Consider the following 15,776-nt stretch of genomic DNA (forward strand, 5'->3'; position numbering starts at 1 on the left):
TCTTCGTCTCTCCTCAGGGTGCGGACAGGTCGAGTTGGTCGGGGAGCGGGCGGTGCGGATCGTCCCACAGCAGCGCCATATGACGGCCGTGGTGGCTCTTGTAGGGGTCACTGTCCGACCGGAGTTCACGCAGCCGCTGGGGAAGGGACCGCAGTGGTCTCTCCTCGCCGAGCAGCTTGCGCACCTCGTCCTCCGCGATGGACGGCTCCGCCTCGCCATGCCATATGAGGACGGGCACACCGCCGAACAGACAGGCGTTGAAAACGTCCTGCCGGGCTCGCCGGGAGGTGGTCGTCATCGCGCCCGGAGTGTCCACGGACTGCTGGACGACGCGGTACACCTCACCACAGTCCAGGTGACCCGGCAGCCAGCGCAGACTCTTGGTCCCGGCGGCGCCGACCTGCTTCCAGCGGCGCTTCCACAGGTCGTGGCGCTGGGGTTCGCGGAACTCGGTGCAGCGCATCACGACCGGGTAGTCCGTGCCCAGATGCCGCTCGACGGGCTGGGCGAACTGCCAGCGGTGCACGGCCAGATCGAGATCGGTGGAGGGAACGAAGAACTCCACCAGGGTGTCCGGGGAGTAGGGCTGGGCGCTCAGCACGGCTTCCAGACCGTTCCGTATCTCCTCCAGGGAGGCCGGGGTGTCCACCTTGGCCAGGGAGCTGACGTCCTCGCCGCGCCGCGTCCACACCTCGTACGCACGCCGCTGTCCGGGGTCGCTGGAGGGATGAAGCCGGATCTGGATGCTCCCCCAGCTACCGCCGGGAGGTGCCCCCCGCTCCTGGGCGAGACCGGCGGCCTTGACGCTCTCGGCGTACTCCTTCGCCTCGCCGCGCCGCTCCTTCAACTGGCCCTCCAGCCCCAGCCGTTCGGCGCACCGCAGCGACCAGGCGCGCAGATCGGCCGCGACCGCCCCGTCATCCACGGCCGCGAAGCGCTCCACCACCCTGAGCAGTTGGGGAAGCTGATCCGGTTTGGGCAGCAGCTCCTCCAGCGCGTCGGTGAGCAGGGCCGGATCGTGGAACGACAGGTCGACGAGGCCGAACAGCACGCGGGCCTCCTCGGCGACGTCGTACCGGCCCCGCTCGTCCAGCCGCCCCAGCAGCGCGACCAACTCCACGTACTCGGCGCGGGTCAGCCACTGGCCCTGCAGGACATGGCACGCCTTGCGGATCTCCGTGCGGACCGGGGCGTGGGCGCTCAGCTCGGCGAGGAGGGTGATGGTGCCATGCGGGTTCTCCAGCGCCCAGTCGACCAGCTCCTCGGCCGAGGGCGGCCTCGTGGCGGGCGGGGCGGTGGTGAAGTGCTCGGACAGCCGGGCGGCGACGCGCGCCGCCGATCCCGCCGGATCCGCCCCGAGCAGCCCGGACGCCTCCAGGACCAGCGTCTCCCGGAACCGCCGCTTCTCCGGATCGAGGGGCGGGGCGGACGGGCCGAGCCGGATCGTCCGCTCCTCCTGCTCCCAGTTGATGACGTGCATCGTCGGGTACTGCCGGCTGCTCCCGCCCTCGCGCACCTGGGCGAACTCGTCCTGTACGCCCTTCCAGACCTGGTCCAGATCCAGCCCCGCCCCGTCCGCGCCCGCCGCTTCGAGCTGTCGCAGCAGGACGGAGGTGAAGCGCCCGGCGCCGTCCTGCTCCATGGCGACGGCCCCGGCCTGGCAGGCCCGCATCCAGAAGACCGGCCGATCGGATCTGGTCTGGGTCACGTTGGTGAGCGGCTGCGGGGTGTCGGCCAGCTCGTGGATGTCGAGGGGAAGGGCCCGCCGGCAGGCGTCGATGACCACGGTGACCCGGTCCGCTCCGTCCCAGTGCACATGGTCGGTGCGGACCAGGTCCATCAGGCTGTCGGCGTCCAGCCCCTGGAGGTCGGTGTCGGAGGTCTCCGGGTACAGCAGGCTCCACCGGCCGCCCGGTGCCTGCACCCCGTGCCCGGCCCAGTAGATCCACAGCCAGTCGCCGTCGATCTCGCGCAGCCCGTCCCGGAAGACCTTGCGCACATCGGCGCGCTCCGCCGGGCGGTAGCCGGGGTGCGCCGCCTCCAGGGCCGCCCTGTTGCGTTCCATGGGCGAGGCCAGTAACTGGATGTTCTCCGGCGGTACGCCGCGCCCGGTCAGCCACGTGCGCATGCCGAGGGCGTCGTGCACCGGGCCGTCGAGGTTCAGGTCGTCGCTGCCGTTGTACCGCTCGACCGCCACGATCACGGCATGGGTGCGGCGCCAGTCGTGCTCCACCGCTGTCACTTCGGCAGCTCCGGGGCCAGCAGTTCGTACAGCCGCTGGTGGGCGAAGTACGAGGTGTGGGCGCGCGGGAAGGGCTGGCGGGTGTTGACGCGCAGATCGGTGACCCGGTCGGGGAAGACCTTCTCCCCGACGAAACCGAGCAGATCCTGCTCGTCGTAGACATTGATCCAGCGTGGGAAGGCGCCGGGCAGCGGTTCGCCGCGGCGCAACGCGGTGAGCGCGTCCAGCTCGTAGAGGAACGGCGCCTGCGAGCCGACCGTCACCAGCAGGTCCACCCCGGCGGGCGGATCGGGCTCGGCGAGCAGATCGACACAGGCGATACCGCCGAGGCTGTGCGCGAGCAGCACCACCGGGCCGCCCCCTGACGCGATCTCAGCGCGCACCGCCTCCCGGATCGCGGCGCGCACCCCGGCTCCGCGCACCTGGTAGCGGAGGATGTCACCACTGGCCGGGACGGATCCCTCGGTGATCCCGCCACGGAAGGTATGGGCCAGCGAAGACAGCGGCGAGAGGTAGGAGTTGAGCGCCCGTACGGCGACGCCCTTCGCGGCGCGGGCGGCGAATCCGCCCCGGCCGGCGCCACCCAACTGAGCGGTGAGCGCGCCGACGACGGTGTCCCGGTCGGCGCCGTCCACCGCGAGCGGCTCCTCGTCGCCGTGCGGGCCCTCGGCCCGCTGGAGGGCCAGGGCGTACACGGCGCGGGCCGCGATGGGCTCGATGCCGTCGGCGGGCGGAGTGCCACCCAGGCTGCGAGAGATCTCCTGGGCCACGCGGCCACCGGCCGTGCCGAGGTGCGGTGCGAGGTCGGACACCAACGCGTCCAGGCTTCCCCCGCCGCCGGTCACCGCCTCCAGGCTCAGCCCGCGCGCCGTACCGGCGACGACCTGCCAGGGGTCCTGACGGCCGGGGGCGAAACCGGCCCGTACGCCCTGGCCGCGCCGCGCCTTCGCCGCCGCCGCGAACTCCCGCAGCTCGGCGAGCGGATCCACCTCCAGCAGCGCCCATACGGCCAGCGGATCGTCCTCGTCCAGCAGCTCATCGCCGCCGACGCCGCGGCCCTTGGCCCGCACCGGGATCGACACCCCGTCGAGCCCCAGCGACGCTCCATGCCGCTCGCCCCAGAGGCAGCGGACCACCCGGATATCGGCTCTCACCCGCCCCAGGCCGCTCACGACCCGCGCGAAGCTCTTCTCGTACGACTTGGCCCGGACCCCCGTGCCGTGGACGAAGACGACGCTTGTCACCGATCCCCCCAGATCGTCCAGATCCCACCGCGACCACGAGCCCATCACTTTATCCCGTGATGCCCCCGTGTGACCCCGGGACTACGGGACTACGGGACTACGGGACTACGGGAGACTGGACTGGCGGGGTTCAGCCGCCCGAGGTGTCCAGCTCCGCGTCCGCACCGATCCCCGCGCAGTCGTACGGGTCGTCCAGCCAGCCGTCGGGCAGCACCACGCGGTTGCGGGCCGAGGTGCGGCCGCGCGGGCCGTCGGCGCCGGTGGGCCACTCCTGGTCCAGGTCCAGCTCGGCCAGCAGGGCGTCCAGCTCGGCGAGTGACGAGGTGATCGCCAGCCGCTTGCGCATCTCCGAGCCGACCGAGAAGCCCTTGGTGTACCAGGCGACATGCTTACGGAAGTCGATCACGCCGCGCTCCTCGTCCTCCAGCCACTCGGCGAGCAGCTCGGCGTGGCGGCGCATCACGGCCGCGACCTCCCTGAGCGTCGGCCGCGCGTAGCCGGGCACCTCGGAGCCGCCCACCGGCGTCCCGGAGCCGGACACCGACCCCTCCCGGCCGGGCTCGAACGCGGCCACCAGGTCGCCGAAGAGCCAGGGCCGCCCGAGGCAGCCGCGTCCCACGACCACGCCGTCACAGCCCGTCGCGCGCATCATCCGGACCGCGTCGTCGGCGGACCAGATGTCGCCGTTGCCCAGCACCGGGATTTCCGGGACGGCCTCCTTCAGGCGGGCGATGGCGTCCCAGTCGGCGGTGCCGCCGTAGTGCTGGGCCGCGGTGCGGCCGTGCAGGGCGATCGCGGTCACGCCCTCCTCGACCGCGATCCGGCCCGCGTCGAGGAAGGTGATGTGATCGTCGTCGATGCCCTTGCGCATCTTCATGGTGACCGGCAGCGGGCCCGCGGCGGTCACGGCCTCGCGCAGGATCGAGCGCAGCAGATGCCGCTTGTACGGAAGCGCCGAGCCGCCGCCCTTACGGGTCACCTTGGGCACCGGGCAGCCGAAGTTGAGGTCGATATGGTCGGCGAGGTCCTCGTCCACGATCATCTGGACGGCCTTGCCGACGGTCATCGGGTCCACCCCGTAGAGCTGGATGGAGCGCGGCTTCTCGCTGCCGTCGAAGTGGATCAGCCGCATCGTCTTGGCGTCCCGCTCCACCAGCGCCCGGGTGGTGATCATCTCGCTGACGAACAGCCCCTTACCGCCCGAGTCCCGGTCTCGCGGGGGATTCCGCACCGGATCGCGGCTGCGCCGCGGGCCGGACCCCCAGCCGGCGCCTTCGGCGAATTCCCGGCACAGGGTGCGGAACGGAGCGTTGGTGATCCCGGCCATCGGTGCGAGAACGACCGGCGGCTGGACCATATGCGGTCCGATCCGCAGCTGCGCCCGCGGCTGATGCGGCGGCTGCGGCGTCTGCGTCATGGGGTCAGCTTCCTTGTGCGTACTACGGTGGAGAGGACGGGCCGATCTCTTATTGTCCCGCACCCGCCGGAGGGACCGACAGGGCGGTCATGACCGCCGCACCGACCGTATCGATGTAGCGTTCAACCATGCGTGAACTCAGCCATCGGCGGCGCATGCTCGTGCTGGCGATCTGCTGCATGAGTCTGCTGCTCGTCAGCCTCGACAACACCGTCCTCAACGTCGCCCTGCCCTCGATCCGAAGCGATCTGCATGCCTCCGTCTCCGGGATGCAGTGGACGATCGACGCGTACACCCTGGTCCTCGCCGCGCTTTTGATGCTCTCGGGGTCGACGGCCGACCGGGTGGGACGCAAGCGCACCTTCCAGACCGGGCTGGTGATCTTCACCCTCGGGTCGGGGCTGTGCAGCCTCGCGCCCAACCTGGAGATGCTGGTCATCTTCCGCATGGTGCAGGCGATCGGCGGTTCGATGCTGAACCCCGTCGCCATGTCGATCATCACCAACGTCTTCACCGAGCCCAGGGAGCGGGCCCGTGCCATCGGAATCTGGGGCGGAGTCGTCGGCATCAGCATGGCCGCCGGGCCGATCGTGGGCGGCGTGCTGGTGGAGTCCGTCGGCTGGCGCTCGATCTTCTGGATAAACCTTCCGGTCGGGATCGCGGCGCTGCTCCTCACCGCCCGTTACGTACCGGAGTCGCGTGCCCCCAAGCCGCGCCGGGTCGACCCCGTCGGCCAGCTGCTGGTCGTCGCGGTGCTGGGCACCCTCACCTACGCGATCATCGAGGCGCCGGACCGCGGCTGGGACTCGCCGCTGATCGTGATCTTCGCGGTCATCGCCGCCGTGGGGCTCCTCGCGCTGATCCGCTACGAGCTGCGGCGTGAGGAACCGCTGATCGATGTGCGGTTCTTCCACAGCGCGACGTTCAGCGGGGCGACCGTGGTCGCGGTGTGCGCCTTCGCGGCGCTCGGCGGCTATCTCTTCATGAACACGCTCTATCTGCAGGACGTGCGAGGGCTCGACGCGCTCCACGCCGGGCTGTGGATGCTCCCCATGGCGTTCATGTGCTTCGTCTGCGCGCCGCTGTCGGGGCGGCTGGTGGGCGCCCGCGGGCCCCGGCCGTCGATGCTGGTGGCCGGGGTGGCCATAACGGCCAGCGGGGTGATGTTCGCCGTCTTCGACGTCCAGACGACCGATCTCGGGCTGCTGATCGGCTATGCGATGTTCGGCCTCGGCTTCGGCATGGTCAACGCGCCCATCACGAATACGGCGGTCTCCGGGATGCCCCGCTCCCAGGCCGGGGTCGCCGCGGCCGTCGCCTCCACCAGCCGCCAGGTGGGCCAGTCGCTCGGCGTCGCGGTCATCGGCGCGGTGCTGGCGGCGGGCGCCGCGTCGGCGGCGGGCCAGATGGGGCACGCCGCCTCGCCCGCGGCCGCTGCCGCCTTCGTGGACGCCGCCCGTCCGGCCTGGTGGATCATCGCCGGATGCGGTGCCGTCATCCTGCTGCTGGGGATGGTGACCACGGGCCGCTGGGCCGAGAAGACGACCCGGCGCGCCGCCGCGCTGCTCGAGGAGAGCGCGCCCGCGGGACGGACATCGGCGAACGCGAAGGCGTAGTCGGCGCGAGGGGGGCGGGCGTCCGGCGCACGGTGCCGCCCGCGGCGGACTGTTCCCCTCCGCGCCCCTTCCCGCAGCATCGATATGCGGCTCCGCCGCGTGATGCGGCTCCGCCCCAGCCCCCGGGCCGGACGGCCCGGACGGGGTCCGGGGGCGGAGCCGCTGGTTACGGGAAGGGGCGGGGATGGGGAAAGATCCGCGGCACGGCGGGCCCGGGGCCCGGCGCGTCAGACTGCCGCCGGGGCGGCCTCCGCCGTAGACCCGGGGTCCGCCCCCGCCCCGGCCCCCTCCGCGAGCGCCATGGCGTGCAGCCGCTCCAGGCGCTCATGCGTCTCCGCGTCCGCCGGGGTGTAGGTGAGCAGCTTGGGGCCCTGTCTCGGGCCCGTCCACAGGCTGGTGGAGGCCAGCCGGAGGATGCCGACCCGCGACTGGCGGTAGACCTTGATCTTGTCGCCGGGCCGGACGACCTCATGCCGCGCCCAGATCTCCCGGAACTCCGCCGAGGCGTCCTCCAGCCGCTTCACCATCGCCTTCCATGCGGGCTCGGCGACATGCTCGGCCATGACGGCGCGGAACTTGGCCGCCATGAGCCGGATCGTCTCGTCCCGGTCCACCAGGCTCGAACGCCACTCGTCATGGGTGAAGGCCAGCCACAGGCAGTTGCGGTCCTCCGGCGGCACCTTGTCGAGGTCGCACATCATCAGCCGGTAGGTGCGGTTGTAGGCGAGCAGGTCGAAGCGGCTGTTCTGGACGCAGGCCGGGAACGGCTCCAACTGCTCCAGCATGCGCCGCAGCGACTGCGGAACGCCCGTGCACTCGCTCGCCGGGCTCGGATCGACGGTCCCGGCGAGCGCGAAGAGATGGGCCCGCTCGCTGCGGTCCAGGATCAGCGCGCGGGCGATGGCGTCGAGGACCTGCGCCGAGACATGGATGTCGCGGCCCTGCTCCAGCCACGTGTACCAGGTCACGCCGACGGTCGAGAGCTGTGCGACCTCCTCGCGGCGCAGACCGGGGGTGCGCCGGCGGCGGCCCCGGGGCAACCCCACCTGCTCCGGCGTGATCCGCTCCCGCCGGCTCCGCAAGAACGCGGCCAGCTCGCCCCGCCGTATCTCGGCCCCCGCACTCCTGCTCTCGGCCGTGGCACCGGGCGTGGCACCGGCCGTGACTTCCTGCACCATCGTGGTCATGGCTCCAGGGTGCCTGAAGGGCTCAGCCGGTTGCCAGGTACTTCTGGTACCAGGATAAAGACACTCTGGTACCAGCTTGAGCGACCCAGGATCTTCGTAAGCGTGACCGAAACGCAGATTTCCACGATACGAACGAGAAACGCCGCCCCGGACACGGCGAAGACGACCGGGAAGACCGCCGGCACGAAGACCACCGGCGCGAAGACCACCGGCGCGAAGACCACCGGAGGAAAGACCACCGGGCGGACCCACACCTCCTCCGGCCCCGCGCTGAGCCCCCTCGGGCTGTTCACCGTGCTGCTGGGCGCGGCACTGCCGCTGATCGACTTCTTCATCGTCAACGTGGCCCTGCCCACCATGGACCACGACCTCCACGCCGGTCCGGCCGTGCTGGAGCTCGTCGTCGCCGGGTACGGCGTGGCGTACGCGGTGCTGCTGGTCCTCGGCGGCCGGCTGGGCGACACCTTCGGACGGCGCAGGCTCTTCCTCGCCGGGATGGCGGCCTTCGGGCTGACCTCGCTGGCCTGCGGGCTCGCGCCGGACGCCTGGAGCCTGGTGGGCGCCCGGGTGGCGCAGGGCGCCTCGGCCGCGCTGATGCTGCCCCAGGTGCTGGCCACGATCCACTCCTCGACCAGCGGGACGCGCCGCGCCCGCGCGCTCAGCATGTACGGCGCGACGGCCGGTCTGTCCATGGTCGCGGGGCAGATCCTGGGCGGTGTGCTGGTGGCCGCGGACATCGCGGGCACCGGGTGGCGCGCGGTCTTCCTGGTCAATGTGCCGGTCGCGGTGATCGGCCTGATCCTCGCGGTCCGTACGGTCCCCGAGACCCGTTCGAACCGGCCCGCACCGGTGGACGTGTCGGGCACCGTGCTGCTCGCACTGTCGCTGATCACGCTGATGGTGCCGCTGACCGAGGGGCGGGCCGCGGGCTGGCCGCTGTGGACCTGGCTGGCGCTGGGCGCGTTCCCGCTCGTGGCCGCCGCGTTCTACGTCGTGGAGCGGCGCGCCGACCGGGCGGGACGCACGCCGCTGCTGCCGCCGAGCCTGTTCGCGCTGAACGGGCTGCGGCGCGGGCTGCCGCTGGTGGTGCCGTTCTCGATCGGCTTCGGTGGCTTCATGTTCGTCATCGCGGTCGCACTGCAGCAGGGGCTGCGGTACGGGCCGGTCGAGGCCGGGCTGGCGCTGGCGCCGATGGCCACGACGTTCTTCGTGGCCTCGCTGATGGGTCCGCGCCTGGTGGGCCGGTACGGCAGCCGTGTGGTGACCGCGGGCGGGCTGATCCAGGCCGTGGGCATCGCGATGCTGATGGTGGCCGTATGGCGCGACTGGCCGGATCTGTCGCTGGCCGGGCTGCTGCCGGGGGTCGCGCTGGCCGGGTTCGGGCAGGGGCTGCAGCTTCCGGTGCTGATCCGGATCGTGCTGGCCGATGTGCCGAACGAGCGGGCCGGGGTCGGGAGCGGCGTGATGGTCACGACCCAGCAGTCCGCGCTGGCGCTGGGCGTGGCGACGCTCGGCACGCTCTTCCTGTCCCTGGAGCCGTCGATGGGCATGGGTGACGCGCTGGTCATCACGCTCGCGGCCCAGCTGGCGACGATCGCGCTGACCCTGCTGCTGAGCCTGCGCCTGCCGCGCAAGGTGTCGTAGCTCGTCCGCGGCTGCCGCGCGGGGTGCCGTAGCCCGTTCGCGACACCGTCGTGGCCGGCCGCGCCCAGGCGGGCGGCGGAGCCGCACACCGACGCGGCCCCGCGCCCCTTCAGGGCACCCCTCACTTCAGGGCGCCCCTCAGCCCACGCCCAGGAAGCGCAGCACGGCCAGCACCCTGCGGTGGTCCGCCTCGGCGACCGGCAGGTCCAGCTTCCCGAAGAGGGAGTTGATGTGCTTGGCCACCGCACTCTCGCTGATCACCAGCGCCCCCGCGATCCCCGCGTTCGACCGCCCACCCGCCATCAGCTCCAGTACGTCCCGCTCGCGCGAGGTCAGCCGGTCCAGCGGATCGCTGTGTCGTCGTACCAGCAACTGGGCCACCACCTGCGGGTCCAGGGCGGTGCCGCCGCCCGCCACCCGGCGCAGCGCGTCGATGAACTCCTCCACGTCCGCGACCCGCTGCTTGAGCAGATAGCCGATCCCCTCGGTGTGGGACGTCAGCAGATCCGCCGCGTACCGCTCCTCGACGTACTGCGACAGCAGCAGTACGGCCGTGTCCGGCCACTGCCGCCGGATCAGCAGGGCCGCCCGGACGCCCTCGTCCGCGAAGCCCGGGGGCATCCGGACGTCCACGACCGCGATGTCCGGACGGTGTTCCCCGACCGCCGCCAGCAGCCCCTCGGCGTCGTCCGCCTCCGCCACGACCTCGAAGCCCGCGGTCTGTACGACCTTGACCAGGCCGACCCGCAGCAGAACCGAGTCCTCGGCGATCACAGCGCGCACGGCAGCTCCACGGTGATGACGGTCGGGCCCCCGCGGGGGCTGCTGATGTCGAACGTGCCGTCCACCGACCCGGCCCGTTGGGCGAGCCCGCCGAGGCCGCTGCCCCGCGCGGGGTCGGCACCGCCCACCCCGTCGTCGGTGACCACCACCCGCAGCGTGTCCCCGGTCCGGACGACAGTGACCTCGGACCGGGTGGCCCGGGCGTGCTTGGCGATGTTGGCGAGAGCCTCGGAGACGACGAAGTACGCGACGGCCTCGACCGTCGGGGCGGCCCGCTCGGGGACGTGGACGCGCAGCCGCGTCGGCAGCGGGGCACGGGCGGCGATCCCGGAGAGGGCGGCGTCCAGGCCGAGTTCGTCCAGGACGGCCGGGTGCAGCCCCCGCACCAGGTTGCCGAGCTCCTCGATGGCCTCCTTGGCCTCGCGGTGCGCCTCGTCGATGACCTGCCGTGCCTCGTCCGGCAGATCCTTGAGAGTGGCCTTGGCCAGCCCCAGGTTGACCGCCATGGAGACGAGCCGCTGCTGGGCGCCGTCGTGCAGATCGCGTTCGATGCGGCGCCGCTCGGCATCCGCCGCGTCGACCGCCCCCGCACGGCTCTCGGTCAGGTCCTCGACCCGCCGCTCCAGCTCCTTGGCGGGGACGGGGCCCAGCAGCGCGGTGGCGGCGCGGGTGTCGAGCCGGGCGAGGGCGCCGATGAGCCAGTACCCGAGGGCCAGCAGGGCAAGGCCGCCCACGGTGAGATACGCGGCCGCCGTGGCGTCGGGCAGGAACTTCAGCCGCCCGGCCGGCCACCGCCAGAGGAACACGGTCGCGGCCGCCCCGCCCACCAGGGCCGAGCTCCAGGCCAGCACCCCGCCGAAGGCCACCGCGGGTCCGGCCAGCAGGTGGTACCACAGCTGCCGCCACGACCTCCGGGACCCGGTGATCCGGGCGCCGAGCAGCGCCCCGAACCGGCGCCGCTGCACGCGCGTCAGCAGCGGCGTGGCCACGGCCGGGGCGACCAGCGGGACGGTGAGCGCGAGCACCACGTCCATCAGCGACGAGGCGTCGTCGTAGATCAGCCACGGCACGCTCATCGGCACCGCCCAGGCCATGAACTGCACCGCGATACCCGCGAATCCGAAGCGGGCGTCGCGCCGCAGCCGGTGCGCGATACGCCCGACGGCAGGGCCTATCGCGGTCAGGAGGCTCATGCGACGACCTTAGAGCGGCCCCGGGCGGCGGCGCGCTGGACCACGGGCCCGGATTCGGGGTGCATCTGGTGCCACCCCGAGTCGGCAACTGGTGTGACCGACACCGGAGGCGGCGCCGACCAGGCTGGTGGTGTGCCCGGGACGACCGACCGGGCCCGGAAGGAGATCCGCGCCATGACCGCCCTGTGCTCCCCCACGCCCACCGCTGCTCCGGCCACCGGCCCGGGGAAGTCGCGGAGGACACGGCCCGCGCTTGCCCGGCGGCTCGTACGTCCGCAGTCGGCACTGCTGGTCTCGGGGGTGGCGCTGGTCCCCTGGCTGTACGTACTGGCCCGGACGCTGCCGTCCACGGCGCGGGTCGGCCACTGGAACGTCGCGTGGGTGGGCCTGGACGCCCTCGAAGCGCTGGGGCTGCTCTCCACCGCCGCGCTGCGCCGGCGCGGCGACGACCGCCACCGGCTGACCGCGGCGGCGACGGGGGCGCTGCTGGTGGTGGACGCGTGGTTCGACACGGTGACGGCCGCGCCGGGCGGGGAGCTGGCGGCGGCGGTCGCGATGGCCCTCGGCGCGGAGCTGCCGCTGGCGGCGGTGTGCACGGCGCTGGCCCTCGGCCGGGAACGGCGGACCGCCCGCGACGACCTCCGGCTCATCCCTGGGCGGCGGCCCACCAGACGATGACCGCGGCCGCCGCGAAACAGGCCAGCATGATCAGGAGGACCTGCCGCCGCGCCGCCGCGTCGGCGGTCATCCGCGGGGAGCCGAGGGCTCCGTGCGCCTGGGCGAGGTGGTCGAGTCCCTTGTGGCGGGCGCCGCCGGAGGTGATCCGCTCCTGCCAGTCGCAGTGCTTGCAGCCGAGCAGCCGCCGTTGCCCCGGACCGTAGCCGTAGCTCACCTCGAAGACCGTGCCGTCCTCGCGGGTGGCGGTGATGTGATGTGTCACGCCTCGCACGATTGGTGAACCCCCCGGTTCTGCCGAGCCGACGGGCCCCGGTGCCACGGACATGGCGTCCGCGGCGCCGGAGCCCGTCGTCGGGTACGTATCCGGTGCCCGTGGTCCGGGCGCGACGGCCCGGGCCGGGTCAGCAGCCGATCAGGCGGCCGCCGAGGTAGGACTGGATCTGGTCGAGGGAGACCCGCTCCTGCTTCATCGTGTCGCGCTCACGCACGGTCACGGCGTTGTCGTCGAGGGTGTCGAAGTCCACCGTGACGCAGAAGGGCGTACCGATCTCGTCCTGGCGACGGTAGCGGCGGCCGATCGCGCCCGCGTCGTCGAACTCGATGTTCCAGTGCTTGCGCAGGTCCGCCGCGAGCCCCTTGGCCTTCGGCGAGAGCTGCGGGTTGCGGGACAGCGGCAGCACCGCGACCTTGACCGGCGCCAGGCGCGGGTCGAGCCGCATCACGGTGCGCTTCTCCATCTTGCCCTTGGCGTTGGGCGCCTCGTCCTCGACGTACGCGTCGAGCATGAAGGCCAGCATCGCGCGGCCCACGCCCGCCGCCGGCTCGATGACGTAGGGGGTCCAGCGCTCGCCGGCCTCCTGGTCGAAGTACGACAGGTCCTGGCCGGACGCCGCCGAGTGCGCCTTCAGGTCGAAGTCGGTGCGGTTGGCCAGGCCCTCCAGCTCGCCCCACTCCGAGCCGCCGAAGCTGAAGCGGTACTCGATGTCAGCGGTGCGCTTGGAGTAGTGGGAGAGCTTCTCCTTCGGGTGCTCGTACCACCGGATGTTCGCCTCCTGGAGACCGAGGTCCCGGTACCAGTTCCAGCGCTGCTCCATCCAGTACTCGTGCCACGTCTCGTCCTCGCCCGGCTTGACGAAGAACTCCATCTCCATCTGCTCGAATTCACGCGTACGGAAGATGAAGTTTCCCGGCGTGATCTCGTTGCGGAACGACTTGCCGACCTGGGCGATGCCGAACGGCGGCTTCCGGCGCGAGGTCTGCTGGACGGCGAGGAAGTTGGTGAAGATGCCCTGGGCGGTCTCGGGGCGCAGGTATGCGATCGAGCCGGAGTCCTGGGTCGGGCCGAGGTGGGTGGCGAGCAGCCCGGAGAACTGCTTGGGCTCGGTGAAGCTGCCCTTGTTGCCGCAGTGCGGGCAGTTGACGTCGGCCAGGCCGTTCTCGGGGAGCCGGCCGTGCTTGGCCTCGTACGCCTCCTCAAGGTGGTCCGCGCGGAACCGCTTGTGACAGGAGGTGCACTCGGTGAGCGGGTCCGTGAAGGTGGCGACGTGGCCGGACGCCTCCCACACCTCACGGGCCAGGATCACGGACGAGTCGAGTCCGACGACGTCGTCACGAGAGGTGACCATCGAACGCCACCACTGCCGCTTGATGTTCTCCTTCAGCTCCACGCCGAGCGGTCCGTAGTCCCAGGCGGCTCGCTGGCCGCCGTAGATCTCGCTGCACGGGTAGACGAAGCCACGGCGCTTGCTGAGGCTGACGATGGTGTCGATCTTGTCGGCGGCCACGGTGCTCTCTTCATTGATGACGACATTGACGACGAAGCGAATGCTTCAGGTTACCGGCGGCGGCACCCCCCGGATCAAATCGGTAGTCGAAGCGATCAACAAGAGGACAGTTGTTGACAATCGTTTCCATCTTTGTTGAAAATGAGAGTCATGAACATACGTCGCCTCAGGCCCACGACCGCCCTCGTCGGAGCCGCCGCGCTGGGTCTGACCACCCTCACAGCCTGCTCCTCCAACGTCGACGACGGAAGGACGGACGGCAAGCTGGACGTGGTGGCGTCGTTCTATCCCCTGCAGTTCCTCGCCCAGCGGATCGGCGGTAGCGCCATCCATGTGTCCTCCCTGACCAAGCCCGGCGTCGAACCGCACGATCTGGAGATCAGCCCCCGGCAGACCGCCGATCTCAGCGAGGCGGGTCTGGTGGTCTATCTCAAGGGGCTCCAGCCCTCCGTCGACCGGGCCATCGCCCAGGCCGAGCCGAGGCATGTCGCCGACGCCGCCTCGTACACCACGCTGGAGGACCACGGCACCGAGGTCGAGGGCGACCACGACCACGGGGGCGAGGGCGGCCATGGGGACGAGGGCGAGGAAGGGCACGAGGGCCACGCCCACTCCGGCGACGCCGCCGCCGACCCCCACATCTGGCTGGACCCGGTGCGCTACGCCCAGGTCGCCAAGGGCGTCGGCAAGGCGCTGGAGAAGGCCGACCCCGATCACGCCACGACGTACAAGAAGAACACCACCGCCCTGGTCAAGGAGCTGACCACGCTCGATCAGGACTTCCGGAGCGGTTTGAAGGACCGTTCTTCGGACACCTTCATCACGACCCACGCCGCCTTCGGCTATCTCGCCGAGCGCTACGGCCTGCGGCAGGAGGCGATCTCCGGGCTCGACCCCGAGTCCGAGCCCAGCCCGGCCCGGATCAAGGGCCTGCACAGCGTCGCCAAGAAGGACAAGGTCAACACCGTCTTCTTCGAGACCCTCGTGAGCGACCGAACGGCGAAGACGCTGGCCGGCGATCTCCATCTGCGGACCGATGTGCTCGATCCCATCGAGGGCATCGGCGACAAGTCCAAGGGTGACGACTACATCCAGGTCATGCGATCCAACCTGAAGGCCCTGCAGAAGGCGCTGGGCACCAAGTGACGGACCACCCCAGGGAGGTCGAGGAAACGATGGCGACCGAGGAACCCATGGCAGCCGAGGAGCCGGACATAGCCCCGGCCGCGGACCCCATATCCCTGCGCGGCGCCACCGCCACCCTCGGTGGCCGCCCCGTGCTGCGCGGCATCGATCTGACCGTCCGCCGCGGTGAGCTCGTGGCGCTGCTCGGCGCCAACGGCTCGGGCAAGTCCACCGCCGTGCGGTCCATCGTCGGCCAGGTGCCGCTCAGCGGCGGTGAGCTGGCCCTCTTCGGCACGCCCCGCCGCCGCTTCCGCGACTGGGCCCGGATCGGTTACGTACCGCAGCGCACCACCGCCGCCAGCGGTGTCCCCGCGACCGTGCGCGAGGTCGTCTCGGCGGGCCGGCTGGCCCGCCGCCGGTTCGGCCCGCCGCGCAAGGCGGACCGGGCGGCCGTTCAGCGGGCCCTGGAGCTCGTCGGCATGGCCGACCGCGCCCGGGACCCGGTGAGCGCCCTCTCCGGCGGTCAGCACCAGCGCGTGCTGATCGCCCGCGCTCTCGCGGGCGAACCGGAACTGCTGATCATGGACGAGCCGATGGCCGGGGTCGACCTCGCCAGCCAGGAGATCCTCGCGGGGACCCTCCGCGAGCAGGTCGCCGCCGGCGCCACGGTCCTCCTCGTCCTCCATGAACTCGGCCCGCTGGAGCCGCTGATCGACCGCGCGGTGGTGCTCCGCGACGGCTGTGTGGTCCACGACGGACCGCCACCCGAGGCCGTGGGCCAGCACGCGCTGCCCGGCCATGACCACGTCCATCCCCATGCGGCGCCCGACGCCGAACCGATCCGGACAGGGTTGCTGACCTGA

13 protein-coding genes are annotated in these 15,776 nt (G+C 71.8%); 5 read left to right on the plus strand and 8 right to left on the minus strand.

Translation table 11 applies throughout. From position 1 onward, the window contains the following. Positions 1–13: 13 nt before the first annotated feature. The 3 genes from AS97_RS16605 to dusB form a co-directional block, all read right to left on the minus strand. Positions 14–2,242: a caspase family protein gene (locus AS97_RS16605; RefSeq protein WP_125758624.1), complete on the minus strand. Its 2,229-nt coding sequence runs from the start codon at positions 2,240–2,242 to the stop codon at positions 14–16. Then, positions 2,239–3,531: a hypothetical protein gene (locus tag AS97_RS16610; protein ID WP_247204393.1), complete on the minus strand. Its 1,293-nt coding sequence runs from the start codon at positions 3,529–3,531 to the stop codon at positions 2,239–2,241. The genes AS97_RS16605 and AS97_RS16610 overlap by 4 nt, the downstream gene beginning before the upstream one ends. 85 nt (positions 3,532–3,616) lie before the next feature. Continuing rightward, complete coding sequence (gene dusB, locus AS97_RS16615) at positions 3,617–4,903, minus strand: tRNA dihydrouridine synthase DusB (protein ID WP_210565206.1); 1,287 nt, start codon at positions 4,901–4,903, stop codon at positions 3,617–3,619. 128 nt (positions 4,904–5,031) lie between these two features. Between dusB and AS97_RS16620 the strand changes: the two genes are divergently transcribed. Beyond that, positions 5,032–6,519 (plus strand): MFS transporter, encoded by a 1,488-nt coding sequence (locus AS97_RS16620; RefSeq protein ID WP_210565207.1) that lies wholly within the window; start codon positions 5,032–5,034, stop codon positions 6,517–6,519. A 227-nt stretch (positions 6,520–6,746) separates the two neighbouring features. Here AS97_RS16620 and AS97_RS16625 read toward each other — a convergent pair whose 3' ends face one another. Further along, entirely contained in the window at positions 6,747–7,706 is a 960-nt protein-coding gene (locus AS97_RS16625) for a helix-turn-helix transcriptional regulator (protein WP_346159058.1), read from the minus strand. 270 nt (positions 7,707–7,976) lie between these two features. Between AS97_RS16625 and AS97_RS16630 the strand changes: the two genes are divergently transcribed. Further along, on the plus strand, positions 7,977–9,350 hold the full coding sequence (locus AS97_RS16630; RefSeq protein ID WP_247204810.1) for an MFS transporter: 1,374 nt from the start codon (positions 7,977–7,979) through the stop codon (positions 9,348–9,350). 138 nt (positions 9,351–9,488) lie between these two features. Here the strand turns inward: AS97_RS16630 and AS97_RS16635 are convergent, their stop codons facing one another. Together AS97_RS16635 and AS97_RS16640 are read right to left on the minus strand one after the other, a co-directional pair. After that, positions 9,489–10,133, minus strand: a complete 645-nt coding sequence (locus AS97_RS16635; RefSeq protein WP_125758583.1) for a response regulator transcription factor — start codon at positions 10,131–10,133, stop codon at positions 9,489–9,491. Next, the gene (locus AS97_RS16640; RefSeq protein ID WP_210565209.1) at positions 10,121–11,326 is read right to left on the minus strand and encodes a sensor histidine kinase; all 1,206 of its coding nucleotides are present in this window, start codon (positions 11,324–11,326) and stop codon (positions 10,121–10,123) included. The genes AS97_RS16635 and AS97_RS16640 overlap by 13 nt, the downstream gene beginning before the upstream one ends. 93 nt (positions 11,327–11,419) lie before the next feature. Here AS97_RS16640 and AS97_RS16645 point away from each other — a divergent pair, with 93 nt between their 5' ends. Then, positions 11,420–12,004, plus strand: a complete 585-nt coding sequence (locus AS97_RS16645) for a hypothetical protein (RefSeq protein WP_247204394.1) — start codon at positions 11,420–11,422, stop codon at positions 12,002–12,004. Here AS97_RS16645 and AS97_RS16650 read toward each other — a convergent pair. Beyond that, a complete protein-coding gene (locus tag AS97_RS16650; protein ID WP_236669562.1) occupies positions 11,973–12,266 on the minus strand; it encodes a hypothetical protein in 294 nt (97 codons plus the stop codon). The two genes, AS97_RS16645 and AS97_RS16650, sit on opposite strands and share 32 nt — an antisense overlap. 139 nt (positions 12,267–12,405) lie before the next feature. Further along, positions 12,406–13,788, minus strand: a complete 1,383-nt coding sequence (locus tag AS97_RS16655) for a glycine--tRNA ligase (protein WP_014060587.1) — start codon at positions 13,786–13,788, stop codon at positions 12,406–12,408. A 150-nt stretch (positions 13,789–13,938) separates the two neighbouring features. On the opposite strand from AS97_RS16655, the gene AS97_RS16660 reads away from it, so the two are divergent. Beyond that, entirely contained in the window at positions 13,939–14,934 is a 996-nt protein-coding gene (locus tag AS97_RS16660) for a metal ABC transporter substrate-binding protein (RefSeq protein ID WP_086706235.1), read from the plus strand. Between the two features lie 47 nt (positions 14,935–14,981). Continuing rightward, on the plus strand, positions 14,982–15,776 hold the full coding sequence (locus tag AS97_RS16665; RefSeq protein ID WP_086706241.1) for a metal ABC transporter ATP-binding protein: 795 nt from the start codon (positions 14,982–14,984) through the stop codon (positions 15,774–15,776).

Source organism: Streptomyces sp. AgN23 (assembly GCF_001598115.1).
Lineage (GTDB): Bacteria > Actinomycetota > Actinomycetes > Streptomycetales > Streptomycetaceae > Streptomyces > Streptomyces antimycoticus.